This is a genomic window from Streptomyces sp. NPDC033221, assembly GCF_055577005.1.
In genome coordinates this window covers 66315-92240 of record NZ_JBVIQN010000001.1, presented here as the reverse complement: position 1 = coordinate 92240, position 25926 = coordinate 66315, and the positions used below count along the sequence as shown (strand labels likewise).

At 73.2% G+C, this 25926-nt stretch carries 17 protein-coding genes; 13 read left to right on the top strand and 4 right to left on the bottom strand.

Features of this window, described 5'->3' with window-relative positions; genetic code table 11:
• Positions 1 to 64: 64 nt before the first annotated feature.
• On the bottom strand, positions 65 to 2599 hold the full coding sequence (locus ACZ53K_RS00410) for a lysylphosphatidylglycerol synthase transmembrane domain-containing protein (RefSeq protein WP_468830758.1): 2535 nt from the start codon (positions 2597 to 2599) through the stop codon (positions 65 to 67).
• 746 nt (positions 2600 to 3345) lie between these two features.
• On the opposite strand from ACZ53K_RS00410, the gene ACZ53K_RS00405 reads away from it, so the two are divergent.
• The 6 genes from ACZ53K_RS00405 (at position 3346) to ACZ53K_RS00380 (ending at position 16076) form a co-directional block, all read left to right on the top strand.
• The gene (locus ACZ53K_RS00405; RefSeq protein ID WP_468830105.1) at positions 3346 to 3837 is read left to right on the top strand and encodes an MGMT family protein; all 492 of its coding nucleotides are present in this window, start codon (positions 3346 to 3348) and stop codon (positions 3835 to 3837) included.
• A gap of 405 nt (positions 3838 to 4242) precedes the next feature.
• Entirely contained in the window at positions 4243 to 7701 is a 3459-nt protein-coding gene (locus ACZ53K_RS00400; protein WP_468830755.1) for an ATP-dependent helicase, read from the top strand.
• A gap of 74 nt (positions 7702 to 7775) precedes the next feature.
• Complete coding sequence (locus tag ACZ53K_RS00395) at positions 7776 to 11633, top strand: UvrD-helicase domain-containing protein (RefSeq protein WP_468830103.1); 3858 nt, start codon at positions 7776 to 7778, stop codon at positions 11631 to 11633.
• Positions 11634 to 11854: 221 nt separating this feature from the next.
• A complete protein-coding gene (locus ACZ53K_RS00390) occupies positions 11855 to 13255 on the top strand; it encodes a dipeptidase (protein WP_468830101.1) in 1401 nt (466 codons plus the stop codon).
• A gap of 358 nt (positions 13256 to 13613) precedes the next feature.
• Positions 13614 to 14549 carry an NAD(+) diphosphatase gene (nudC, locus tag ACZ53K_RS00385; RefSeq protein ID WP_468830099.1) on the top strand — a complete coding sequence of 312 codons (936 nt, stop codon included), beginning with the start codon at positions 13614 to 13616 and terminating at the stop codon, positions 14547 to 14549.
• Between the two features lie 423 nt (positions 14550 to 14972).
• A complete protein-coding gene (locus tag ACZ53K_RS00380; RefSeq protein WP_468830097.1) occupies positions 14973 to 16076 on the top strand; it encodes a helix-turn-helix domain-containing protein in 1104 nt (367 codons plus the stop codon).
• A 103-nt stretch (positions 16077 to 16179) separates the two neighbouring features.
• Here ACZ53K_RS00380 and ACZ53K_RS00375 read toward each other — a convergent pair whose 3' ends face one another.
• A complete protein-coding gene (locus tag ACZ53K_RS00375) occupies positions 16180 to 16434 on the bottom strand; it encodes a mycoredoxin (protein ID WP_073758409.1) in 255 nt (84 codons plus the stop codon).
• 198 nt (positions 16435 to 16632) lie between these two features.
• Between ACZ53K_RS00375 and ACZ53K_RS00370 the strand changes: the two genes are divergently transcribed.
• From ACZ53K_RS00370 to ACZ53K_RS00350, 5 genes are all read left to right on the top strand, one after another.
• Complete coding sequence (locus ACZ53K_RS00370) at positions 16633 to 18909, top strand: ATP-dependent DNA helicase UvrD2 (protein WP_468830095.1); 2277 nt, start codon at positions 16633 to 16635, stop codon at positions 18907 to 18909.
• A 142-nt stretch (positions 18910 to 19051) separates the two neighbouring features.
• Entirely contained in the window at positions 19052 to 19372 is a 321-nt protein-coding gene (locus tag ACZ53K_RS00365; protein WP_468830093.1) for a hypothetical protein, read from the top strand.
• A 120-nt stretch (positions 19373 to 19492) separates the two neighbouring features.
• Entirely contained in the window at positions 19493 to 19846 is a 354-nt protein-coding gene (locus ACZ53K_RS00360; protein WP_003984433.1) for a WhiB family transcriptional regulator, read from the top strand.
• Positions 19843 to 20175: an eS6 family ribosomal protein gene (locus ACZ53K_RS00355; protein ID WP_468830091.1), complete on the top strand. Its 333-nt coding sequence runs from the start codon at positions 19843 to 19845 to the stop codon at positions 20173 to 20175. Before ACZ53K_RS00360 ends, ACZ53K_RS00355 begins: the two co-directional genes overlap by 4 nt.
• A 217-nt stretch (positions 20176 to 20392) precedes the next feature.
• On the top strand, positions 20393 to 20593 hold the full coding sequence (locus ACZ53K_RS00350) for a hypothetical protein (RefSeq protein ID WP_468830089.1): 201 nt from the start codon (positions 20393 to 20395) through the stop codon (positions 20591 to 20593).
• Between the two features lie 86 nt (positions 20594 to 20679).
• Here ACZ53K_RS00350 and ACZ53K_RS00345 read toward each other — a convergent pair whose 3' ends face one another.
• Both ACZ53K_RS00345 and ACZ53K_RS00340 read right to left on the bottom strand, forming a co-directional pair.
• On the bottom strand, positions 20680 to 22080 hold the full coding sequence (locus ACZ53K_RS00345; protein ID WP_468830087.1) for an ABC1 kinase family protein: 1401 nt from the start codon (positions 22078 to 22080) through the stop codon (positions 20680 to 20682).
• 34 nt (positions 22081 to 22114) lie between these two features.
• Complete coding sequence (locus ACZ53K_RS00340; RefSeq protein WP_468830752.1) at positions 22115 to 23251, bottom strand: TOMM precursor leader peptide-binding protein; 1137 nt, start codon at positions 23249 to 23251, stop codon at positions 22115 to 22117.
• 199 nt (positions 23252 to 23450) lie between these two features.
• Here ACZ53K_RS00340 and ACZ53K_RS00335 point away from each other — a divergent pair, with 199 nt between their 5' ends.
• Positions 23451 to 24050: a M48 metallopeptidase family protein gene (locus tag ACZ53K_RS00335; protein ID WP_468830085.1), complete on the top strand. Its 600-nt coding sequence runs from the start codon at positions 23451 to 23453 to the stop codon at positions 24048 to 24050.
• Between the two features lie 116 nt (positions 24051 to 24166).
• Positions 24167 to 25921 carry a TerD family protein gene (locus ACZ53K_RS00330; RefSeq protein ID WP_468830083.1) on the top strand — a complete coding sequence of 585 codons (1755 nt, stop codon included), beginning with the start codon at positions 24167 to 24169 and terminating at the stop codon, positions 25919 to 25921.
• The last annotated feature ends 5 nt before the right edge of the window (positions 25922 to 25926 follow it).

Genomic DNA, 25926 nt, shown 5'->3' with positions numbered 1-25926 from the left:
CACCGTACGAGGGCCCGCACACCGAGATGACCGGGGTGTGCGGGCCCTTCGCCGTACCGGACGCTCAGATCTGGCGCTTGCGGGTCAGCTGCGTGAAGGAGATCCAGCCCGGCAGCACCGGCAGCCAGAACGTCATCAGCCGGAAGAGCAGCACCGCGGGGAACGCGATGTCCGCCGTCAGCCCGGCCAGCGACAGGGTGGTGGTCAGCGCGGCCTCGATGGCCGCCACGCCGCCGGGGGTGGGCGCCGCGGAGCCCACCGCGTTGCCCGCGAGGAACACCACCGCGATGGCTGCGTAACTCAGCTGCCCGCCACCGCCGAACGCGCGGATCGAGGCGTCCAGGCACATCACGTTCGCCGCCGTGAGCAGCAGCGTGCCGCTGATGCCGACGGCCAGCTTCTTCGGGCGCTGGAGGACGTCGAGCATGCGCGGCACCACGCCCGCGAACAGTGACCGTACGCGCGTGGCGATGAACTTGCGCAGCACCGGCACGGCGGTCACCACCAGCACCAGCACGGCCGCCGTCAGCAGGCCCGCGATGACCGCGCGGGACGGCGAGAGCGACGGCGTGCGCTCGGTGCCGGTCAGATAGCCGAAGGTCAGCAGCAGCACGATGTGGCAGCCCAGCCCGAACAGCTGGGACGCGCCGACGCTCGCCACCGCCAGCCCGGGGCGGATGCCCGAGCGCTGCAGGAAGCGGGTGTTGAGCGCCACGCCGCCCACCGCGGCCGGCGCGACGAGCTTGACGAAGTTGCCCGCCACCTGCGCGATCACCGTCCGCAGGAAGGACACCTTCTCCGGTACGAAGCCGAGCAGGCTCATCGCCGCCGCCGGGTAGGTCAGCGCGGAGAAGGCCATCGCCGCCACCACCCACAGCCACTGGGCCTGGCCGGCCACCTGGCCGAAGTTGGCGTGGGTGATCTGCGAGAGCAGGAAGTACGCGGCGAAGACACCGGCGATCCAGGTGACGAGGGTGCGCGGCCGGACCCGTTCCAGACGGGCCGGTTCGACCGGTGCCGTCGGCCGGATCAGCAGCACCTGCTGGCGGATCTGCGAGAGGAGGTCCTCCTCGCGGGCCTCCTCCAGCGCCTCGTCGACCGCCCGCTTCTCGGCGTTCTTCTCGGCCCGCAGCTCCTTGCGGTTGCTCGGCACCGCCTTGGCGGGCGCGCCCTCCCGCCGGGCCGCTTCGGCGGCCTTGCGTTCCTTGGCGGCGCGGGACGCCTCCAGGACCGCCTCGCGCTCCCGCGCGGAGCGCTCGCGGGCCAGCTGGCGCAGCGTGGCCCGGGTCGTGCGGCTGAGCGCGATCGGCTGGAGCAGCGGCAGGCTGTCGGCGACCGCGTCCGGCCCGAGCACGTCGAGGGCCGCGGCCACCGCCCGTTCGGCGCCGACCCGCAGTGCGAGCGTGGTCAGCATCTGCGCGATGTCCATCCGCAGCACCAGGTCGCCCGCCGCGATCTCGCCGCCGCGCAGTTCGGTCAGGAAAATCCTGCCGGAACGATCCACCAGGAGGGCGTCACCCACCAGGCGCCGGTGCGCGATGCGCCGCGACTGGAGCGCCGCCACCTGCCGCCAGGCGTTGCGCATCAGCTCGCCGGTGATCTCCTCGTCCGGCAGCGAGTCCAGCGGCCGGCCGTCGATGTGCTCGTACACGAGCATCACCGCGTCCGGGCCCAGCTCGGAGGTGGCGATCAGCTTCGGCGCGTTGGCGCCGGCCGCGATGGCCGCGTACGCCAGCAGCGCCTCCTGCTCCAGCGCCTGCCGCAGCGACTGCAGGCTGCGGCGCTGGTTGATGCCGCGCAGCGACAGACGCCGCCAGACGCGGTAGAAGAAGCCCTGGGCCTGCCGCTCGCGGTCCACGACGGTCACGTCGATGGGCGGGCCGTCCTCCAGGGTGACGATGTAGCGGCGGCCGCGGTCGGCGTGCTCCGGGTGCTCGGGGTTGCCGGCGTCCTCGGCGCGCACCGCGCTGACCGGGCGGAACCCGACCCGGCGCAGTCCGGCGAGGAGGTTCTGGCCGGTCGGGCGCACATTGGGCGAGCCGACCGCGTACAGCGTCCCGAAGGCCACCGTCCAGCCGATGAGGATGGTGGTGACGATCGCGAACGGCGTCGTGTAGCGGCCCACCAGCACGGCGAACGCGTCGAGCAGCAGCACGCACCACATCGCCACCCGCCAGCGCGGGCGCCGCGACATCCCCACCGCGGTCATGTACGCGATGACCGGCGCGAGATAGCTGTGCACCGGAGCGGTCAGCCCGCCGTTGGCCAGCGGCTGCGTCAGCGCCACCTGGATGGACTCCGGGGCGGCCTCGGCGACCCACAGGTCGGTGGCGAGCGAGACGCCGTGCGCGAGGACCGCGGCCAGCACACCGTCCGCGATCCGCAGCCCGTCCCGTTTGATCAGCCGCTCGACGGCGAAGGCCACCGGCACGATCAGTACGGCCACACTCGACGCCAGCCCGGCGAAGTTGATCAGCAGCCGCGGCGCCAGCCCGGCACCCTCGCCGATGTCCCGCTGCAGACCCTGGGTCGTGCCGTGCGCGAACGTCGCCAGCAGCAGCACCAGCGCGATGCCGACGATGCCGAGCAGCAGGCGCATCAGGTCGGACGGGCGGTGCACACGGGCCGGCAGCAGCGGCTCGTCACCGGAGACCTGGTCGACGTGGAACTCGCTGCCTACGTGGTCGTGGGTCGGAGCGAGACGTTCCGGCTTGTCGGTTTTGCTAGCCTTGCCGCCTCTGGCGGCCGCCTTGTCGGCTCTGTCGACTTTGCCAAGTTTGTCGTACTCGTCGCGTTCGTCACGCTCGGCGTACGCGTCGTGCTCATCGGCCTGGTCGGCTGCGGGATGTGCACCCGTACGGGCGGTCCCGCCCGGCCCGGCCACCCCGTCGGTGGTGCGTTCCTCTTCTGCCGCGCCCTCCGCTCCGGTGGAAGCGGTCGCCGTGTCGGCCCGGCGGGGCTGGTCCGGCCCCTCCGGACTCGCGGACTCGTCGGCTCTTCCGGCCTTCTCGATCGTGCTCGCCTTTTCGGTCTCGGAAGCCTGTGACGGCTTCCCCCGTGGTTTCCCGTCCCCCCGGGCGGGGATGGCGGAGGACAGCGCCTCAGGGGTGCCGGCCTCCCGTGGAGGCACCGCACCCTGCTGTTCGGCCGTCTCTTTTTGATCTCGTATCACCAGTCACCGCCCGGAAGATGGTGGCATGGCCGCGAGGAGGTGGGGGGCATCAGGGTGCATTTCGAAGGGCCGGGAAACGGAACATACGCCGCCGCGCCCGCCCGCGCACGCCGTCGGCGGGCCGCCGCGCGGACGGGGCGGGACTGTCGGTGGTGTGGGGCAGGATGGGCCGAATGAGTGGGACAGCGGGCAACTTCACCGAGTACGGCGACGAGGGGATCCCCGAGTACGCGGAACGGGTCCTCGGGGTCGCCGAGCTGATTCCGCCCGGGCGGGTGATGACGTACGGCGACGTCGCCGAGTGGCTCGCGGGGGAGGAGCCGCCGGGGGAGGGGCCATCGGGTCAGGAGCCACCGGGGGCGGGGGCACCGGGGGCGGGGGCGCCCTCCGCCGAGGGGGCTTCGGACGCCGGCGGCGGGCGGCGCGTGGGCGGGCCGCGTCAGGTGGGGCGCGTGATGGCCCTGTACGGCGGCGCCGTGCCGTGGTGGCGCGTCGTGCGCGCGGACGGCCGGCTGCTGCCGGGCAGTGAGCTGCGCGCGATGGCCCACTACCGCGAGGAAGGCACACCGCTCCGCGAGGCGCCCCGGTCCGCCGAGGGCCACGTCCCGCGCCTCGACATGCGACGGGCTCGGTGGGACGGGCGTGATTCGGGAGTGGGGGGCTGAGGCGGCGGCGGGATCGGTGAGGGCGGAACGGGCCGTGTGAGTGGCAGGGCCGGAGCGGGTGCGGCTGTAATACGTCCGTTCGGGGGAGAGCGGACCGGACCGGGAGGGGGGCCCGGTCCCCGCAGGGCCGGCGCGTGCTGATCCCGTCGTGCCGGCCGGGCGCGCTGCCACTGCCCCGTTCGGCGCATCCGACACGGACGTACGCATCCGTCGTACGGTCGTGGGACGGACTGCGGCTCGTGCGCCACCTGGCGTAGCGTCGGGCACGGCCCGCACCACCGCCCCGCCGCCCGGCGTCCGGCGCGGTGGCCGCACCGGCCCACCCCGCACCGCAGTGCGCACCACGACCAGCTCCTCCTCCCAGGACCGGCGATCCACGTGAGTTCCTCCTTCTCGGCCTCGGCCATGCCGTCCGCGCAGCCGCGCCGGCGGCCGGCGCGGCAGGCTGCCGCCGGTGCGTACCGACTGGTGCGTACCCGGCCGGGACCGGCGGACCCTCCTGCTTTGGACGCACGCCAGCGCGCTGTGGTTGACCATGCCGCCGGGCCGCTGCTGGTCCTCGCCGGTCCCGGTACGGGCAAGACCACGACGCTCGTGGAGGCGGTCGCCCGGCGGGTGCGGGAAGGCGCCGACCCCGAGCGGCTGCTCGTGCTGACCTTCAGCCGCAAGGCCGCCGTCGAACTGCGGGACCGGATCGCCGGGCGCCTGGGCAGCGCCGCCGCCCCGCAGGCCACCACCTTCCACTCGTACTGTTACGCGCTCGTACGGGCCCACCAGGACGCCGATCTGTTCGCCGACCCGCTGCGACTGCTGTCCGGCCCCGAGCAGGACCTCGTCGTGCGCGAGCTGCTCGAAGGCCAGGCCGGGCTGGCGGCCGCCGGGCGGGCCCGGGTGCGCTGGCCGGACGAGCTGCGCGCCTGCCTGACGACGCGCGGCTTCGCCGACGAGGTCCGCGCGGTGCTCGCCCGCAGCCGTGAGCTGGGGCTGGGCCCGGACGCGCTCGCCGACTTCGCGCGGCGTACGGGGCGGCCCGACTGGGGGGCGGCGGCCGGGTTCCTGGCCGAGTACCTGGACGTGCTGGACGCCCAGGGCGTCCTGGACTACGCCGAACTGGTGCACCGGGCGGTGCTGCTCGCGGAGCGCGACGAGGTCGCGGCGGAGCTGGCGGCGAGCTACGACGCGGTGTTCGTCGACGAGTACCAGGACACGGACGCCTCACAGGTACGGCTGCTGCGCGCGCTGGCCGGGAGCGGCCGTACGCTCGTCGCCTTCGGTGACCCGGACCAGTCGATCTACGCCTTCCGCGGCGCCGACATCAACGGCATCCTCGACTTCCCGGCAATGTTCCCGCGTACCGGCGGCGCCCCGGCCCCGGTCGAGGTGCTCGGCACGTCCCGCCGCTCGGGCGCGGCCCTCCTGGCGGCCACCAGGCGGCTCACCGCCCGTATGCCGCTGACCCGCCTGCCCGCCCGGGCGGTACGGGCGCACCGCGACCTCGCGGCGGTACGGGACGGCGGCCGCGTCGAGGTCTACACGTACCCGACGCCGGGCGCCGAGCTGGACAACGTCGCGGACATCCTGCGGCGCGCGCACCTGGAGGACGGCGTGCCGTGGCGCGACATGGCGGTCCTCGTACGCGCCGGCGGCCGCTCCATCCCCGGCGTGCGCCGGGCCCTGTCCTCGGCCGGCGTGCCCCTGGAGATCGACGGCGACGAGCTGCCGCTGCGGCAGGAACCGGCGGTGGCGCCGCTGCTGACGGCACTGCGGGTGGCGGCTTCGGCGGTGATGACGGATTCGGCGGTGGCCGCGCCTGCTGCGGGGGCCTCCGTTGCTGAGGCCTCCGCTGATGAGGCGCCTGCCGATGACGGGTCTGTCGATGAGGTGCCGGCCGGCGACGCGCCCGCCGTGGACATCCCTGCCGATGACACCCTCGTACCGTCCGACGAGCCCGTACCGTCCGAAGAGCCCCCCGAAGCGGCGCACGGCCTCTCCCCCGAGACCGCCATAGACCTGCTGACCTCCCCCCTCGGCGGCATGGACGCCGCCGACCTGCGCCGGCTCGGGCGGGCGCTGCGGGAAGAGGAGCGGACTGCCGGACACGACGTGCCCCGACCCTCCGACGAGCTGATCGCGCGGGCGCTCGCCGAACCGGAGCGCCTGGTCGCGCACGACCCGGCGTACGCGCGGGGCGCACGGCAGCTCGGCGAGCTGCTGCGCACCACCCGCGACCTGCTGGCCCGCGGCGGCACCGCCGAAGAGGCCCTGTGGACGCTGTGGGACGGTACGCCGACCTGGTCGCAGCGGCTGGAGCGGACCGCCCGGCGCGGCGGCGCGGCCGCCCGTAACGCCGACCGCGACCTGGACGCCGTGGTGGCGCTGTTCGAGACCGCCGCCCGCGCGGAGGCCCGTACCGGCGGCCGGGGCGCCCTGAACTTCCTGGAGGAACTGGACGCCCAGGACATCGCTGCCGACACCCTGACCCGCCGGACCGTGCGCCCCGACGCGGTGCGCCTGATGACCGCGCACCGTTCCAAGGGCCTGGAGTGGCGGCTCGTCGTCGTGGCCGGCGTACAGGAAGGGCTCTGGCCCGACCTGCGCCGGCGCGGCTCGCTCCTGGAGGCGGACCGGATCGGCCGCGACGGGCTGGCCGAACCGCTGCCCCCGGGCGCGCTGCTCACCGAGGAGCGCCGGCTGTTCTACGTGGCGGCCACCCGGGCCCGTGAGCGTCTGGTGGTCACCGCGGTCAAGGCCGCGTCCGACGACGGTGACCAGCCGTCCCGGTTCCTGACCGAGCTGGGCGTGGAGCCGCAGGATGTCACCGGGCGCCCCCGCCGCCCGCTGTCGGTCGCCGCGCTGGTCGCGGAGCTGCGGGCCACGACCGTCGACCCGGACGCCACCCCGGCGCTGCGCGAGGCCGCTGCGCAGCGGCTGGCGAAGCTGGCGGCGCTGCGCGACGACGACGGCCAGCCGCTCGTGCCCGCCGCCCACCCCGACCAGTGGTGGGGCCTGTACGAGCCGACGCACAGCACCGTGCCGCTGCGCGACCGCGACCGTCCCGTGGCGCTGTCCGGCAGTGCGCTGGACCAGCTCGCCAACACCTGTGCGCTCCAGTGGTTCCTGGGGCGCGAGGTGAAGGCGGACACGCCCGCGACCGCCGCCCAGGGCTTCGGCAACGTCGTCCACGTACTCGCCGACGAGGTCGCCTCGGGCCGTACGCCTGCCGACCTGTCCGTGCTGATGGAGCGCCTGGACTCGGTGTGGGACGCGCTCGCGTTCGACGCGCCCTGGAAGTCGCGGCAGGAGAAGGACAACGCGCGCGCCGCGCTGGAGCGGTTCCTGCGCTGGCACGTGATGGAGCGCGCCACCCTGGGGCGCGAGACCGTCGCGACCGAGCACGGCTTCGACGTCACCCTCGAAGCGGGCGAGTACGCCGTCCGCATCCGGGGGAGCATGGACCGCGTCGAGCGGGACGCGGAGGACCGGGTGTACGTCGTCGACTTCAAGACCGGCAAGCAGAAGCCGACCGGGCCGGAGGTCGCCCGCCACCCGCAGCTCGCCGTGTACCAGCTGGCGGTGCGCGCCGGCGCGGTGGACGACGCCTTCGCGGGGGAGAGGCCCGAGCCGGGCGGCGCGGAACTCGTCCACCTGCGGCTGGGCGCGCCCCAGAAAGAGGGCGGGGACGTGCTGCCCGCCGTCCAGGCGCAGGGGCCGTTGGACGGGGACTGGGTGGGCGAACTGCTCGCCACCGCCGCCGGCCGCGTCCTGGAGGAGCGCTTCACGCCTTCCACGGGGCAGCACTGCACCCACTGCACGTTCCGCAGCGCGTGCTCGGCGCTGCCCGAGGGGCAGCACGTGGTGGAGTGACACCGGATTCCCGGTCCGGGCCGCTCAGCAGGCGTTTGCCGCGATTGTCAGTGGGGCCCGATACGGTCTCGGATGTGTCAGCTCGCATCACCGACCCCGAGCAGCTCAAGGAGCTCCTCGGCATCCCGTTCACCCCGGAGCAGACGGCCTGCATCACCGCACCGCCCGCCCCGCAGGTCGTCGTGGCCGGTGCCGGTTCCGGCAAGACCACGGTCATGGCCGCGCGCGTGGTGTGGCTGGTCGGCACGGGCCAGGTGGCCCCGGAGCAGGTGCTCGGGCTGACGTTCACGAACAAGGCGGCGGGCGAGCTGGCCGAGCGCGTCCGCAAGGCCCTGGCGGCGGCCGGGGTGACGGAGCCGGCCGATCCGTTCGGCGCGGGTCTTCCGGGAACCGGGGGGCCGGGGGCCGGGGGGCCGGGGGCCGACGCCCCGGGGCCCGGTGCTCCGGCGGCCGGCACTCCGGCCGCCTCGGACGGCGTCCCCGGCGAGCCCCGGATCTCGACGTACCACTCCTTCGCCGGCCAGCTCCTCAAGGACCACGGCCTGCGCATCGGCCTGGAACCCAGCGCCCGCCTGCTCGCCGACGCCACCCGCTTCCAGCTCGCCGCCCGGGTGCTGCGCACCGCCCCCGGCCCGTATCCCGCGCTGACGAAGTCGCTGCCCGCCCTCGTGGAGGACCTGCTCGCGCTCGACGGCGAGCTGGCCGAGCATCTGGTGGAGCCGGACCGGCTGCGGGCGTACGACACCGAGCTGCTCGCCGCCCTCGACCGGGTGAAGCTCTCCAACGCCGACCTGCGCAAGGTCCCCGAGACGGCCCGCGGCCGCCTGGAGCTGCTGGAACTGGTCAAGGCGTACCGCGGCGAGAAACGGCGCCGCGAGCTGCTGGACTTCGGCGACCAGATCGCCCTGTCGGCGACCCTCGCGACCACCCGCCCCGAGGTGGGCACGCTGCTGCGCGACGAGTTCAAGGTCGTCCTCCTGGACGAGTACCAGGACACCTCCGTGGCCCAGCGGATCATGCTGTCCGGCCTGTTCGGCGGTGGTACGGGCCATGCGGTGACCGCCGTCGGCGACCCCTGCCAGGCCATCTACGGATGGCGCGGCGCCTCCGTCGCCAACCTGGACGACTTCCCCGACCACTTCCCCTTCGAGGACGGCAGCCCGGCCACGCGCTCCGCCCTCAGCCAGAACCGCCGCAGCGGCGGCCGGCTGCTCGACCTGGCCAACGGGCTCGCTGCGCCGCTCCGCGCCATGCACGCCGGCGTCGAGGCACTGCGCCCGGCCCCGGGCGCGGAGCGCGACGGCACGGTGCGCTGCGCGCTGCTGCCCACCCACGCCGAGGAGATGTCCTGGCTCGCCGGGAACATCGCCCACCTGGTGCGTACGGGCACCCCGCCCGGCGAGATCGCGGTGCTCTGCCGGACGGCCGGCGACTTCGCCCGCATCCAGGGCGAGCTGGTCGCGCGGGAGATCCCGGTGGAGGTCGTCGGCCTGTCCGGACTGCTGCACCTGCCGGAGATCGCCGACCTGGTGGCGGTGTGCGAGGTCCTCCAGGACCCCACGGCCAACGCCGCCCTGGTTCGGCTGCTGATCGGCCCGCGCTGGCGGATCGGCCCCCGCGACCTGGCCCTCCTGGGCCGCCGGGCGCGACTCCTGGTCCACCGCGACGGCCAGTCTGAGGACCCCGAACGGCGGCTGGCCGAGGCCGTGGAGGGCGTCGACCCGGCCGAGACGATCTCGCTCGCCGACGCGCTCGACACGTTCCTGGAGGCGGACGGCCGCCCCGACGACGGCCTGCCGTTCTCCCCGGAGGCGCGCGTCCGCTTCGCTTACGTGGCCCGCGAACTGCGCGATCTGCGGCGCTCACTGGGCGACCCCCTGATGGACGTACTGCACCGGGTGCTGACCGTCACCGGCCTGGAGGTCGAACTGTCCGCGTCCCCGCGCGCGCTGGCGGCCCGCCGCAGGGAAACCCTGAGCACCTTCCTGGACATCGCCGCCGGCTTCGCCGCCAAGCAGGGCGGCGCGGCCCTGGACGGCGACGCGACGCTCCTCGCCTTCCTGGGCTTCCTGCGCACGGCCGTCCAGCACGAGAAGGGCCTGGACAGCTCCCTGCCGGGCGGCGAGAACACCGTCAAGGTGCTCACCGCCCACAAGTCCAAGGGCCTGGAGTGGGACGTGGTCGCCGTCCCCGGCCTGGTCGGCAAGCAGTTCCCCAGCGAGCAGTCCCGCGACTCCTGGCTCACCCAGGCCAAGGTGCTGCCGCACGCCCTGCGCGGCGACGCCACGACGCTGCCGGACGTGGCCGACTGGGACAGCCGCGGCCTGAAGTCCTTCAAGGAGGCGATGAAGGACCATCAGTCCGTCGAGGAGCTGCGCCTCGGTTACGTGACCTTCACCCGCCCGCGTTCCCTGCTGCTCGGCTCCGGCCACTGGTGGGGCCCCGACCAGAAGCGGCCCCGCGGCCCCTCCGCCTTCCTGGAGGCGCTGCGCGCGCACTGCGAGGCGGGCCACGGCGAGATCGAGGAGTGGGCCGAGGCCCCCGAGGAGGGCGCGGAGAACCCGTCACTGAAGGAGGCGGAGGCCGAGCTGGAGTGGCCGCTGCCCCTGGACGCGGCGGCGAAGGAACGCCGGCGGGCGGCGGCGGCCACGGTCCGGGCGTACCTGGACGGCCTCCTGGCGCACGCCCCGGACGGCGGCGCACCGCCGCACGCCATCGCCGCCGACGGCGCCGAGGCCGCGGTCGCCCACGACGCCCCCCACCCCGCAGCGGGGAACGCCATCTCGGTACCGGGGCAGGCCGTGCCGGTCCACGACCCGGAATGGCCACCGCCGCCCGACGATGATCCGTACGGGGACGGGTACGACGACCTGTTCGAGGACGTGGACGGTTACGGATACACCGCCGCCGACGCTCAGGGGCCCGACCCCGCCCACGCCCCCGACCTCGCCGACTGGGACGCCTGGAGCGCCCAGCGGCCCGCGCACCCGGAGGGCGAAGACCGGCCGGGCGGCGCCGCGGGCGATGCCGTACGAGCCGGTGACGGGCTCGCCCACGTACCGGCCCAGGCTCCCGCCCCCGAAGCCGCCCCGGACCACGGTCCGGCTCCCGGGCACGGCCCTGCCCCCCGGCTGCCGAAGGGGGACACACCCCTGCTCCCCGAGGAGCGCCGGACCGTCGCCTCCTGGGACCGCGACCTCGACGCGCTCGCCGACGAGCTGCGGCGCGCCCGCGCCACCGTGCACGACGTCCCCCTGCCGTCCTCGCTCAGCGCCTCGCAGCTGCTGTGGCTGGCCTCCGACCCGGACGGTTTCACCCGGGAGCTGGCGCGCCCCATGCCGCACCCGCCCCGGCCCGCCGCCCGCCGCGGCACGCGCTTCCACGCCTGGGTGGAGTCGCGCTTCGAGGAGCTGACGCTGCCCCTGCTCGGCCCCGACGAACTGCCGGGCGGCGCGTACGGCCACGAAGCGCGCGCCCAGGAAGCCGCCGGCGAAGCGGCAACGATCACGGACGAGGACGATCTGGAGGCCCTCAAGGAGGCCTTCGCCCGCACCCCGTACGCCCGGCGCACCCCGTACCGCATCGAGGTCCCGGTGCAGCTCACCCTCGCGGGCCGGGTGATCCGCGGCCGTATCGACGCGGTCTACCGCAACCGCGGGCCGCAGGGGGACACGTACGAGATCATCGACTGGAAGACCCACCACGCGCAGACTGCTGACCCGCTGCAGCTGGCTCTCTACCGAGTGGCCTGGGCCGAGCAGCACGGCCTGCCCCTGTCCGCGGTCGACGCCGCCTTCCTCTACGTACGCAGCGGTGAGACGGTCCGGCCGCAGCGGTTGCCCGACCGGGCCGGACTGGAGCGCATCCTGCTCGGCGAACAGGAACGGGCCGCCGACGCGGGAAGCGACGGGGGAGGCGACGGCGGACGATGACAGCCCCGATCGCGGACGCGACGCCGCCCCCGACAACACAGACCCCAACAGCAACAACGCCGGACACGACCGCCGACGTGACATCGGACACGACCGCCGATGTGACGACAGGCGCAACGACAGAGACGCCCGCCGGCACGACGACAGCCACGACGACAGAGGTGACAAGATCACCGAGACCGGCGGCGGACCGTCCCCACGAGCCGGATAGGCTCGGACGTATGAGCACCACCTCGGACAGCGCCGTCCGCGCGTACATCAACGTCCACCGCGAAGAGTTCCTCGACGACCTGGCCGCCTGGCTGCGCATCCCCTCGGTGTCCGCGGACCCGGAGCGCGCCGGCGACGTGCGCCGCAGCGCCGAATGGCTGGCCGGGAGGCTCACCGCGACCGGCTTCCCCACCGTCGAGATCTGGGAGACGGACGGTGCTCCCGCGGTCTTCGCCGAGTGGCCCGCCGGGGACCCGTCGGCCCCCACCGTCCTCGTCTACGGCCACCACGACGTGCAGCCCGCCGCCCGCGAGGACGGCTGGCACACGGACCCCTTCGAGCCGCAGACCGTCGACGGCAAGCTGTACGCACGCGGCGCCGCCGACGACAAGGGTCAGGTGTTCTTCCACACCCTCGGCGTGCGCGCGCACCTCGCCGCGACCGGCCGTACCGCCCCGGCCGTCAACCTCAAGCTCCTCATTGAGGGCGAGGAGGAGTCCGGCTCCCCGAACTTCCCGGCGCTTATCACCCGGCACGCGGACCGCCTCGCCTGCGACACGGTCATCGTCTCCGACACGGGCATGTGGTCCAAGGACACCCCGACCGTCTGCACGGGCATGCGCGGCCTCACCGACTGCCAGATCGACCTGTACGGCCCCGACCAGGACATCCACTCCGGTTCCTTCGGCGGCGCGGTGCCCAACCCGGCCACCGAGGCCGCCCGCCTGGCCGCCGCGCTGCACGACGAGGATCGCCGCGTCTCGGTCCCCGGCTTCTACGACGGCGTCGTCGAGCTGACCGACCGCGAGCGCTGGCTCTTCGCCGAGCTGCCCTTCGACGAGTCCGAGTGGCTGCGTACGGCCCATTCGCACGCCGCGCTCGGCGAGACCGGCCACAGCACCCTGGAACGCATCTGGGCCCGCCCCACCGCCGAGGTCAACGGCATCAGCGGCGGCTACCAGGGCCCCGGCGGCAAGACGATCGTGCCGTCCGCCGCACAGCTGAAGCTCTCGTTCCGCCTGGTGGCGGGCCAGGACGCGGCCGCGGTCCAGCAGTCCGTACGGGACTGGGTCGCCGCCCGCCTGCCCGACGGCATCCGCCACGACATCACCTTCTGGGGCGCCACCCGTCCCTGTCTGACCCCGCTCGACCACCCCGCCCTGCAGTCCGTCGTACGGGCCATGGGCCGCGCCTTCGGCCAGAAGATCCGCTTCACCCGCGAGGGCGGCTCGGGCCCGGCCGCCGACCTCCAGGACGTCCTCGGCGTCCCGGTCCTCTTCCTCGGCATATCCGTCCCCTCGGACGGCTGGCACGCCCCGAACGAGAAGGTCGAGCTGGACCTGCTGATGAAGGGCGTCGAAACCGCCGCGCACCTGTGGGGCGACCTGGCGGAGAACTGGCGCGTCGCTTGACCGGTGACCACGCCCTACCGGCGCCCCCGCACGCGACCGGGCCGACGATCCGCGCCGCGCAGGTGCCCTGGCCGGCGAACCGTGCCGCGCCCGTGACCCGGCCGGCGACGCGCTTCGCGCCCATGCCGCGGCCCACGCCCCGCCCAGCGGCCGGGGCGTGGGCTCGGCCCTGGACGGCGGGTGCCCGCACGTCACCGTCCGGCCCGCGCGCGAGCCGTGCCACCTGTGCTGTTCCAGCCACCCGTGCGACTCGTGCCACCGCCACCCGTACCACCCTCGCCGCCCGGCCCGCCGCCCGCCCGGCGGCCGCGCCCACGGGCGGCAGTCACCCACGCCATAGGGGGAGTTGGAAACCGCAGTGACCACCTGGACCGACCACAGCGCCGACCGGCCGCTCACGTTCAGCGCGCCGAGCGGCATCGACAGAGCCGCCCACCACCGCCTCGACGAGGCATGGCTCGCGGCGGCCTGGAGCCACCCGACGACGCGCGTCTTCGTGGTCTCCGGAGGCCAGGCACTGGTCGACGACACCCCCGACGGCCGTACCGAACTGGTCATGACGCCGTCCTTCGAGGCGCCGCTGACCGAGACGCACCGCTACTTCCTCGGTACCGACGAGGACGGCGTGCGCTACTTCGCGCTCCAGAAGGACTCGCTGCCGGGGCGCATGGACCAGTCCGCGCGCCCCGCCGGCCTGCGCGAGGCGGGCCTGCTCCTGTCCCCGCGGGACGCCGGGCTGCTCGTGCACGCCGTCGCCCTGGAGAACTGGCAGCGCCTGCACCGCTTCTGCTCCCGCTGCGGCGAACGCACCGTCATCGCGGCGGCGGGCCACATCCGCCGCTGCCCCGCCTGCGGCGCCGAGCACTACCCGCGCACCGACCCGGCCGTGATCATGCTCGTCACGGACGAGGAGGACCGCGCGCTGCTCGGCCGCCAGGTGCACTGGCCGGAGGGTCGTTTCTCCACCCTGGCCGGCTTCGTGGAGCCCGGCGAGTCCATCGAGCAGTCGGTGGCCCGCGAGGTCTTCGAGGAGGCGGGCGTGGTCGTCGGCGACGTCGAGTACGTCGCCAGCCAGCCGTGGCCCTTCCCCTCCAGCCTGATGCTCGGCTTCATGGCCCGCGCCACGTCCTCCGAGATCCAGGTCGACGGCGAGGAGATCGAGGAGGCCCGCTGGTTCTCCCGCGAGGACCTGAAGGCCGCCTTCGAATCCGGCGAGGTCCTCCCCCCGTACGGCATCTCCATCGCCGCCCGCCTCATCGAACTCTGGTACGGCAAGCCCCTGCCGAAGCCGTAGCGATGTCCACTCTCCGGCCGGGGCCCACCGGGCCCCGGCCGCGCTCCCTGCCGGGCGGGTGACTCCCTACTGCCTGCCCTTGGCCGCACAGAGGCCGCACGGAAAGGGACACGCCGGAACCGCGTCCCCGGCGCTCACAGAGGCAGTGGAACCTCCCGCCGGTGCGCCTCCCTCATATGCCGCCGATACCGCACCCGGGCGTCCACCTCCCTCGACTGGTCCCGACTCTCCCGCCCCTCGGCTTCGCGCGCCTTCAACAGCTCGCACACTTCGCATGCCTCGCACCTGTCCGTCGGAATTTCTGTCATGCCGACACGATCGACCCGTACGGGGCTCTCGCACAGTGGCATCCGTAGGGGCAAGTCCCGGTGTGATGCCGTTTGTTGTGCTCCGGGACGGTGTGCGGAGGAGCATCATGGCTCCATGCCCATCGGGGATCTGATCAGGAACTTGCGCACGGCCCGCGGCTGGAGCCAGGGACGTTTGGTGTCGGAGCTCAACAAGACGTTCGGTACGGGGCTGACCAGGGAGTACGTGAGCCGTTGGGAGTGTTCCAAAGTCACGCCGGGGGCCTACCACCTCCGGCACCTGTCGGCTGTCCTGGACGTTCCTCTGGCCATCCTTGAAGGTGAAGTGGACCGACGTACCTTCATCAGCGACGTAGCCGCCACCGCGATAGCTCCTGTGGTGGCTTCGGATCTGCTCAGCGTGGGGTTCGCCGCACGCCTGCGCGGCGGCCCTTCGGTGGAACGCTGGGAAGCCACGCTGGCCACCTACGGCACCGACTACATGTCGATGGGGGCCGCGGACATCCAGCGCCGCGTGGTCGGCGAACTGGTCACCGTGCAGCAGCAGCTCGACAACCCTCGTCTGTGGTCGGTGGCCGCGCGGCTCATGACCTTGTACGCCAAGACGTTCCCCGGCTCGGACGGCTCCAAAGCCGTCTCCTGGTACCGCACTGCCGCCCAGGCTGCCGACCGGTCGGAGGACGAACGGGCCCGCGTATGGGTGCGCGGCCGGGCCGCGATCGCCCTCGGTTACGAGGGCGCCTCCCTGGGCGTCGCCGACACACTGGCGGACCAGGCCATGGCGATCTCCGACAAGCCGTCTCTCGGGCTCGTGAACGCCGTGATGGGCAAAGCCCACGCGGCAGCCGTCCGGGGAGACCGAGCGACGGCTGTACGCCTTGCCGACCACGGCCGTCGCATTTTCGACCGTGTTGGCAGCCACGAGCAGACGTCCGACTATGCGGTCCCCTGGTGGCGTATGAACGTGTTCCTGTCCCTGCTGCTCGCCCGGGTGGGGGACGAGAAGGAAGCGGTCGAGGCCCAGGAGCAGGCGCGCCGTGAGCTCCCGGCGAGCCTGCCGAGGTTCGCGACGCATCTGGAGATGCACCGGGGACTAATGCTGGCCCGATCCGGCGACCGCGCCGGAGGGACGGCCTACGCCAAGGCGGCTCTGAACCGGCTGCCACCCGAGAAGCATTCGCTCACGCTGCGGATGCTCATGGACGAGGTCAGAGCATGACGGGCCCCTCAGCCGTGGCATGACGGAACCCCCGGCCGTCACGGCCGGGGGTTCGCCCGCGTGCGTCCTCGTGGCTTCCGCGAAGATCGCGGAAGCCTGCTGCTCAGACGCCGAGAGCCTGCTTGACCTGGGCCAGGGACGGGTTCGTCATGACCGACTCCTCGCCCGAGGCGGGGACGACGAGGACGGTGGGGACGGTCTGGTTGCCGCCGTTGGCCTTTTCGACGAAGGCCGCGGACTCGGGGTCGTGCTCGATGTTGATCTCGGTGTACGCGATTCCCTCGCGGTCCATCTGGCCCTTCAGCCGACGGCAGTAGCCGCACCACGTGGTGCTGTACATCGTCACAGTGCCCGCCATGGGTCCTCGCGCTCCTTCAAGCTCAGAGTGTTTGCGATCGGAGAACGTCTACCCGGCCCGGACCATTCCCGCCCGTGCCGGACCGCTCCCGTACGCGTGACGGGAGCGCTTCCGTAGGGTCGCGTATCCGTATGACCGGAGTGTGGCGGCTGTGGACAACTTTCCCGGCCGCCCCGGTCGACCTGGCAGCATGGTCGGGTGACAGCAGCATCGGACTCCACTCTCTTCCCGCAGGTTGCGGCCGCGACCCAGTTCCCGGCCACGCCCGAGGGAGCCGACGCGGTGCTCGACGGCCTCGACCCCGAGCAGCGCGAGGTCGCCACGGCCCTGCACGGGCCCGTGTGCGTCCTGGCGGGGGCCGGGACGGGCAAGACGCGGGCGATCACCCACCGCATCGCGTACGGCGTGCGTGCGGGCATCCTGCAGCCCTCCACCGTGCTCGCCGTCACCTTCACCGCCCGCGCGGCGGGGGAGATGCGCGGGCGGCTGCGGCAGCTCGGTGCGGCGGGGGTACAGGCCCGGACGTTCCACTCCGCCGCCCTGCGCCAGCTCCAGTATTTCTGGCCCAAGGCGGTCGGCGGCGAGGTGCCGCGGCTGCTGGAACGCAAGGTGCAGCTGGTCGCGGAGGCCGCCGCTCGCTGCCGTATCCGCCTGGACAGGAACGAGCTGCGCGACGTCACCGGCGAGATCGAGTGGTCCAAGGTCACCCAGACCGTGCCCGCCGACTATCCGGCCGCCCTCCACAAGGCCGGACGCGAGGCCCCCCGCGACCCGGCCGAGATCGGGCAGATCTACGGCACTTACGAGCAGCTCAAGCGGGATCGCGGGACCATCGACTTCGAGGACGTGCTGCTGCTGACCGTCGGCGTCCTCCAGGACCGGCACGACATCGCCGAGCAGGTCCGCGCCCAGTACCAGCACTTCGTCGTGGACGAGTACCAGGACGTCAGCCCGCTCCAGCAGCGCCTGCTCGACCTGTGGCTCGGCGACCGGGACAGCCTGTGCGTCGTCGGCGACGCCAGCCAGACGATCTACAGCTTCACCGGCGCCACCCCCGAGCACCTGCTGAACTTCCGCACCCGCCATCCGAACGCCACGGTCGTGAAGCTGGTCCGTGACTACCGTTCCACCCCCCAGGTCGTGCACCTCGCCAACGGGCTGCTCTCCCAGGCCCGCGGCCGTGCCGCCGAGCACCGCCTGGAGCTGATCTCGCAGCGGGACGCGGGTCCCGAGCCGGCGTATGTGGAGTACGGCGACGAGCCCGCGGAGGCGGAGGGCACGGCCCGCCGTATCCGCGACCTGATCGCGTCCGGCGTGCCGGCGAGTGCGATAGCGGTCCTCTTCCGGATCAACGCCCAGTCCGAGGTCTACGAGCAGGCCCTGGCCGACCTCGGCGTGCCCTACCAGCTCCGGGGGGCCGAGCGGTTCTTCGAGCGGCCCGAGGTGCGGGAGGCCGGCGTCAAGCTGCGTGGCGCCGCCCGCTTCGGCGCCAACGACGCCCTCCTGGACGACGCCGTGGACCTCCCGTCCGAGGTGCGGGCCGTCCTGAGCGACATGGGCTGGACGAGCGTGCCCCCGGCCGGGTCGGGCGCCGTGCGGGACCGCTGGGAGTCGCTGGCCGCGCTGGTCCGCCTCGCCGAGGACTTCGCCAAGGCCCGGCCGGAAGCCACCCTCGCCGATCTCGTCGCCGAACTGGACGAGCGGGCCAACGCCCAGCACGCGCCGACCGTCGAAGGTGTGACTCTCGCCTCATTCCACGCGGCCAAGGGCCTGGAATGGGATGCGGTCTTCCTGGTCGGCCTCACCGAGGGCATGATGCCGATCACCTACGCCAAGACGGACGAGCAGGTCGAGGAGGAGCGCCGGCTGCTGTACGTCGGCGTGACCCGGGCCCGCCTGCACCTGGGCCTCTCGTGGTCCCTGTCGCGCGCTCCGGGCGGGCGTGCGGTCCGGCGCCCCAGCCGCTTCCTGGACGGTCTGCGGCCCGGTTCGGGGGGCGCGGGGCGCCGTGCGGCGACTGCCGCAGCGGGCGGTATCGAACGCGGCGGGAGCGCCGCCAAGGGCGCGAGCAAGCGCCGGAGCCGGTCGCCCGCCCGCTGCCGGGTCTGCGGCAAGACGCTCACCGATGCGGGTGAAATGAAGCTCATGCGCTGCGACGACTGCCCCTGTGAGCTCGACGAGGCGCTGTACGAGCGGCTGCGCGACTGGCGGGCCGAGCAGGCACGGCAGCTGGGCCAGCCGGCGTACTGCGTCTTCACGGACAAGACCCTGATGGCGATTGCCGAGGCCGTTCCGGGAACCGAAGGGGAGCTGGCGGGCATCCCTGGTGTGGGGGGACGCAAGCTCGGCAGGTTCGGGGCCGACGTCCTCGCGCTCTGCGCAGGTGAGGAGCTCGTTCCGGCAGCGGACGGGCCGTCGCCGGACGATCTCCCGGAGGGTGGTGCAAGAACCTCCGGAAAGTCGTCAGAAAAATAGTTTGCGCGCGCGGAGCGCATCCCCATAGCCTTCACAGGCACGAAGACAACGGGCCTTCCGGGATCCGCTGGATTCGTGTTGTACTGAACAAGCCCGGACCGGATTTTCCGGTCCGCCGAGACGCCGAGAGGAGGCGAGACCAGTGATCAGCTTCATCGAGACCCAGAAAATGACCGATCGTTCGGTCGTCGCCACCTGCATGCTCGGCGCCTCGCTCCCGGGCACCGGTCTGTCCGGCTCCGGCCGACTGTCCGGTCTTGAGGTCTCCCGTGCCGCTTCCCTGGTGTTCCTGCCCAAGGGCAAGTGCGACGAGCGACCGACCCAGGCACCCGCAGCAGCGGCAGCGAATGCGCATGCCTTTGCCGGCGCGGCGGCCAACGGTGCCGAATCCCGGAAGCAGTACGAGACGCAGCAGGACACGTGGGCCCACCGCGGGCACGAACCCTGGAGAGATCCAGCCTGATTCGCATGATCAGGTCGGCACCTTCCAGGGCCGCGGAACCCACACCGGGATCCGCGGCCCTTTTGCTTTGCCCATGAGCCCAGCCACCAGCCGGGCCGAACAGACGAGGAACACACCACCGTGCAACTCCAGACGCACACCCCGTCCGTCGCCACCGACCTGATCCCTCCGCCCGACTCCCAGGAGACCCCCTTGCTGCCCCTCACCGAACTCGACGACGAGATCGACCGACTCGGCGCCGCCGTGCCGTGCCGTACCTACGACCCGGAGGTCTTCTTCGCCGAGACCCCGGCCGACGTGGAGTACGCCAAGTCCCTGTGCCAGACCTGTCCGGTGCGCGAGGCGTGTCTCGCCGGCGCCAAGGACCGTCGTGAGCCCTGGGGCGTCTGGGGCGGCGAGCTGTTCGTCCAGGGCGTCGTGGTGCCCCGCAAGCGCCCGCGTGGCCGTCCGCGCAAGAACCCGGTCGCGGCATGAACCTCGGCGGCACCTACCTCAGCGGCACAGGAACGATCGACCGTCCCGCCCGGCGGGACCCCCAGAAGCAGGACCCGATGAACAACCCCACCCTCACCGACAGCACCGCACCCACGAACTCCGGCGTGATCGAGTCGCGCCAGAACAGGACCCGAGAGATGCAACTCATCCCAGAAGCCCTGGCTCGCGCACATATGCAAGAGCGCCTGCGGGAGGCCGAGTCCGAACGCAGGGCTCAGCGCCTCGCCACGGCCCGGCGTATGCAGCGCCGCGCCGAGCGGGCGTCGCTGCGCGCCCGGCGCGCTCTGGCCATGGCCGTCATGCAGTGACCCACCGGCAGCCCGGCATCCGTACGGTGCCGGGCCGCAAGGTGTAGTGACCTGACCGAGCGGGCCGTTGAGGACGCCGGTGATCGATACACCTGGGCGGTGTCACCACCGCAGCACGCGGCCACCGCAACACCACACACCTCAGGGGCTGTCCAACTGGGCGGCCCCTGGGGCGTTGTGCCCCCTTTACCGGCGGTGGCGGGGATATTGTCGGCTGATGAACCAGAAGACGTATGAACAGGCGGAGTTGACCACCGGCGACGCGGAGTGCGCCCAGTGCGGCGCCACGGCCGAGGGCACCCCGACCACCTGGACCTGCACCATCGCCAACGGCACCCGCCAGCACCTCTGCGACACCTGCACCCGCGCCAACCTCCGCGTCATCGAGTCCCACCTGGACCCGGTGCCGACGCGGTGAAGGCGGGGCGCGGTGTCTCTCGCGGTGCGTCCCTCGGCGCGCCCGAGGCGGGCCGGCCCCCCGGGAGAGCCGGCCCGCCGTACGCGTCAGGCCGGTGTTTCCTCCGCCGCGGGGTGGTTCTGTTCGGGTACGGACGGATCGGCGGTCTCGGCGGGGGTGAAGCCCGGGAGCCAGGACTCCAGCTCGTCGCGCAGCCGGACGGTGGCTCCCAGCTGGCACAGGACGCCGATGGTGCTCAGCGTGACCCGATGTATGAGCAGGTAGGAGGGGGGCAGGTTGAGCCGGCGGCCCAGCTGGTGGGCGGGGGAGCGGAGGTCGGCGACGCGCGCCGCCTGGGCGCGCATCCAGGAGCGGGTGAAGGTGAAGTCGTCCACCTGGGCCGGTTCGATGATCGGAAGCAGGTAGTCCAGCACCGCGTCGGGGTCCAGCTCGATGGACTCCTTCACGAAGCCCTCCTCGCACAGCAGCTCGTAGACCGCCTCGGCCTCGCCGTCGAGCGTCATCCGCAGTGAGGCGCCGATCGTGGACGGCAGGCCGTCCGGCAGCCGGTCGACCGTGCCGAAGTCCAGGACGCCCAGCCGCCACTTCTCCGCCGGGCCGTCGGGGGCGTCGCCGGTCAGCAGCCGGAAGTTCCCCGGGTGGGGGTCCGCGTGCAGCAGGCCCGTGCGGGCGGTGCCGGAGAAGAGGAAACGGGCGAGGAGCTGCCCGGCCCGGTCGCGCTCCTCCTGGGAGCCGTTCGCGATGACTTCCGAGAGGGGGACGCCGTCCATCCACTCGGTCACCAGCACCTGGTCGCCCTGGTGGACCACCGCGGGCACCAGTACGTCGGGATCGTCGGCGAACTCCTCGGCATGGGCCTGCTGGGCCTCCGCCTCCAGGGCGTAGTCCAGCTCCTCGGAGACCCGGTCGCGCAGCTCGGAGATCAGCGGCTTGATGTCCATGCCGGGGATCAGTGGCCCGAGCAGCCGGGCGAACCGGCCCAATTGCGATAGGTCGGACAGCAGGGCCGCGCCCGCGCCCGGGTACTGCACCTTCACGGCCACCTTGCGGCCGTCGTGCCAGACCGCGCGGTGCACCTGCCCGATCGACGCGGCGGCCGACGGCTTGTCGTCGAACTCCGTGAACAGCTCGCGCCAGTCCTCGCCCAGCCGCTCCGCCAGCACCGCGTGCACCGAATCGGTCGGCATCGGCGGTGCGGCTTCCTGAAGTTTGGTGAGCGCCGCGCGGTACGGACCGGCGATCTCCTCCGGCAGCGCCGACTCGAAGACGGACAGCGCCTGCCCGAACTTCATGGCACCGCCCTTCAGCTCGCCGAGCACCCGGAAGAGCTGCTCGGCGGTCCGCTGCTGGAGCTCGCGGCCGACGAGGTCCGCCGACCTGCCGCCGATCCGCTTGCCCAGCCCCCAGGTGGCGCGGCCGGCGAATCCCAGTGGCAGCGCGGCCAGCTTGGCGGTACGGGTGACCGCCTTGCGGGGAAGATCTGACATTCGCCCCTCCAACTCACACTGTCCCCAACCGGGGTTACTCCGCCATTGTTACGTGTTGCCGAAGCGGATCCGAGGCACCCGTGGCGCCGGTCGGCTCCGCCGCGCCGCAGCCGCACTCCGGATGCGGCGCGATCCGTGTCGTCCGCCAGTCCGCACAGGGCAGCGCGACCTCCATCCGGGCTCCTGTGCAGGGTGGCAACTGACCGTCCAGGAACGCCAGCGCCTGCACGGCGGCCAGCCCCGCCACCGTCGTCGCCAGGGCCGCGTCGCACGCCGGGACGGCCGGTGCGCCGCGACCCGAACGCCACTGGGCCAGCAGCCGCGGCCAGGCCGGCTCCGCGTCCGTACGCCGCAGCTGCAGGCAGCCCGCGCAGGAGGAACCGCCCGGCAGGACCAGCGGCCCGACCACCCCGGTCCCCTCGATCACCCCGGCGAACAGATGCGGGATTCCCGCGGTCACGAAGGGCTCGTACAGGACCGGGTCGGGTGCGTAGGCGGCGAGGCCGTCCCGCGGAGTGATCACGATGAGCCCGAGGCCCGGCTCGCCTGTCTCCGGCGGCCCGTTCCCGGGCCGGGACCCGCGGGACCAGGGCGAGGCGCGGTGCACCAGGCTGCGGGCGGCGCTGTCGCGGCGCGCACCGATCTGCTCCGCCCGCACCCCGCCCGGCACCACGTCCCAGGGCTCGACCTTCCCGCCGTCCTGCACCTCCACCCGCCCGATCCCCGCCGCCGAGAGCAGGGCCGCGACCGAAGCGCCCACCCGGCCCACGCCCCGCACCCGCGCCCGTATGGCATGGCGCTCCCCCATCCGCTCCAGTCCGCCCGCGGCCTCGGGATGCCGCACGGACAGCGACGCGAGATCCGCCCGGAGCCGACCGAAGGCCGCGGCGTCCGCGCGCACCGTTCCGGCCGCCGGTCCGCCCGCCGACGGGATGTCCAGCAGGCCGGCCCGCTCCAGCCGGTCCACCACCCGCCGCGCGTGTCCGCCCGGCAGGCCCAGCGACTCGGCGGCGTCCGCCAGCTGCTCCAGGCTCCGCGTGCCGTCGATCAAGGCCAGAAAGCTCCCGGTGGCCGTGTCCACCGGGCCCAGCTCCACCGCATGCGCCGGGGCCACCCCGAACCGCACCGTCTCCCGGTCCCGCCATCCGCGCCGCAGCGCGGGCTTGAGCATCGGATACATGAATCCGTCCCCCGTCGATCGGATCTCCTCCAGCGGTCTTCAGCATCCCCCGCCCGCCGCGCGGCCGTCGGAAGTTGTCCACAGCCGGCAGGCAATAGTCATACAAGCCGTACCTGTCTCTGGGGGTTTCGGACCCCCGGCAGACCCCGGGGGCGGGACTTCGCGTACGGGCAGCGGGTAACGTCGGGGCGTGCCCGCCGACCCTTTGCGCCGAGCCGCAGATCCCCCGCGCAGGACCACAGCTCGCCCCGCGACCGGGGCCTCCGCGACGAGCGAGGTCGAGGTGCGCAGAAGCTCGCGGCGGCGCCGTACGGTCTCCGCCTATCGCGAGGGCGGCCGCACCATCGTCCTGATCCCGGCCCGGATGTCCGAGGCGGAGGAACGGCGCTGGGTGACGGTGATGCTGGACAAGCTCGCCGCGCAGGAGAGCAGGAAGGTGCTCGGCGACAGTGAGCTGGCCGAGCGCGCGGAGCGCCTGTCGGAGCAGTACCTGGGCGGCCGCGCCCGGCCCTCCACGGTGCGCTGGGTGACCAACCAGAACACCCGCTGGGGCTCCTGCACGCCCGCCGAGGGCAGCATCCGCCTCTCGCACCGGCTCCAGGGAATGCCGGAGTACGTCATCGACTACGTGCTCCTGCACGAACTGGCGCATCTTCTCGTCCCCGGCCACGGGCAGCGGTTCTGGCAGCTCCTGGAGTCATACCCACGTACGGAGCGTGCGCGCGGCTATCTCGAAGGAGTGGTCGCGGCGGAACGGCTGCCGCATCTGCCCGCGGCCCGTACGGAATAGGGCTGATTCCGCCCGGTTCGCGCGGCGCCCCGACATCGCCCGCTGTCGGTGGCAGCGGTTAGCCTGGCGCGACGTCATCAGAGCGCGAAGCCGGGAGCGGGGGACGGTCGTTACGTATGGCCAGGGAATTCCAACGGGGCCACAAGGCCAGGATCAGTGATCTGACGGCCGGGACGGATCTGTACGTGGGTGTGCAGATCGCGGGTTCCGGGCTGTCCTTCGACATCAGCTGCTTCGGTCTCGACGCGGCCGAGCGGCTCTCCGACGACCGGTACTTCGTCTTCTTCAACCAGCCCGCCTCGCCCGAGGGGTCGATCCAGCTGCTGGGCGCCCAGGCGGGCGACACCGAGTCCTTCCGGGTCACGCTCGACCGGATCCCGCAGCACATCCAGAAGCTCTCCTTCACCGCCACGCTCGACGGCGCCGGCCAGATGTCCCAGATGGGCCCCGGCTATCTGCGCATCGTCGCTGGTGGCGAGGAGGTCGCGCGTTACGCGTTCAACGGTGCCGAGTTCAGCACCGAGCGCGCCGTGATGCTCGGCGACTTCTACCTGAAGGACGTGTGGCGGTTCGCGGCGGTCGGGCAGGGTTTCGACGGCGGTCTGGAGGCGCTGCTGAAGAACTTCGGCGGTGAGGTCGCCGAGGAGGAGCCCGCGCCCGAGCCCGATCCGACGCCGCAGGGCGGTGTCCCGGGCTTCGCGCCGCCCGCCGCCGCCGAGCCGGCACCGGGCTTCGCCGCCCCGGCGGCGCAGGGGCAGCCCGCTCCGGCGCCCGCCGCACCGCAGCAGCCCGCCCCGGCCTTCGGCGCGCCCCCGAGCGCGCCCCAAGGCGCCCCCCAGGGCCAGCAGCCGCCGGCCCCGCCCCAGCCACAGGTCCCGGCCCAGGCCCAGCCGCCTCAGGCCCAGCCGCCCCAGCAGCCGGCACCGCAGGTGCACTCCGCCCCGACCATCGCGGCTCCGATGGCGCCCCCTGGAGCGCCGCCCGGCCAGGTCCCCGGCCAGCAGCCGCCGTACGGCCAGGACCCGCACCAGCAGGCGCCGCCGCCGTACGGCCAGCCCGGCCAGCCACCCCAGGCGGCCCCCCAAGCCCCGCCGCAAGCCCCGCCCCAGGCGCCGTACGGCCAGTTCCCCGGCCAGCAGCCCCCGGCCCCGTACGGCGCGCCCCAGGGCCAGCCCACCCCGTACGGCCAGCCGCAGGCCCAGAGTGCGGGCCCCGGCCTCGGTGTCGTCCTGGAGAAGTACCGCGAAGCCCCCACGGGCCGGCGGTGGACCCCGCAGAACGAGAAGCTGATCCGGGCCGACCTCGGCGTCGACGGCCAGCCGGTGCTCGCCCGTCAGGGCAGCATGGTCCTCTACCAGGGCAAGGTCGACTTCAGCTACAAGGGCGCCGGCCTCCGGGGCCGCATCGTGGGCAACGCCACCGGCCAGGAGATGCAGCTGATGCGCTGCACGGGCCAGGGCCAGGTGTTCTTCGCGGACAACAGTGCCCATGTGCACCCCATCGAGCTCCAGGGCGACGCGATCTGCGTGTCCGCCGAGAGCGTGCTGGCCTTCGACGAGTCGCTCCAGCACGAGATCCGGCGCATCGAAGGGCACGGCATCCCGGGCGGCGCGCTGTTCACCATGCAGTTCCAGGGCACCGGCACGGTCGTCGTCAAGACCCAGGGCACCCCGGTCGTCCTCCCGGTCACCCCGACGACGTTTGCGGACGCCAACGCCATCGTCGCCTGGTCGGCCGCCTCGCAGGTGATCATCTCCAGCCAGGTGAGCCTGCGCCGCAGCGCCTATCCCGGACACTCCGGCGAGACCGTGAACCTCCAGTTCCGCGGCGCGCCCGGCAACTTCATCGTCGTCCAGCCCTACGAGGTCTGAGGGAG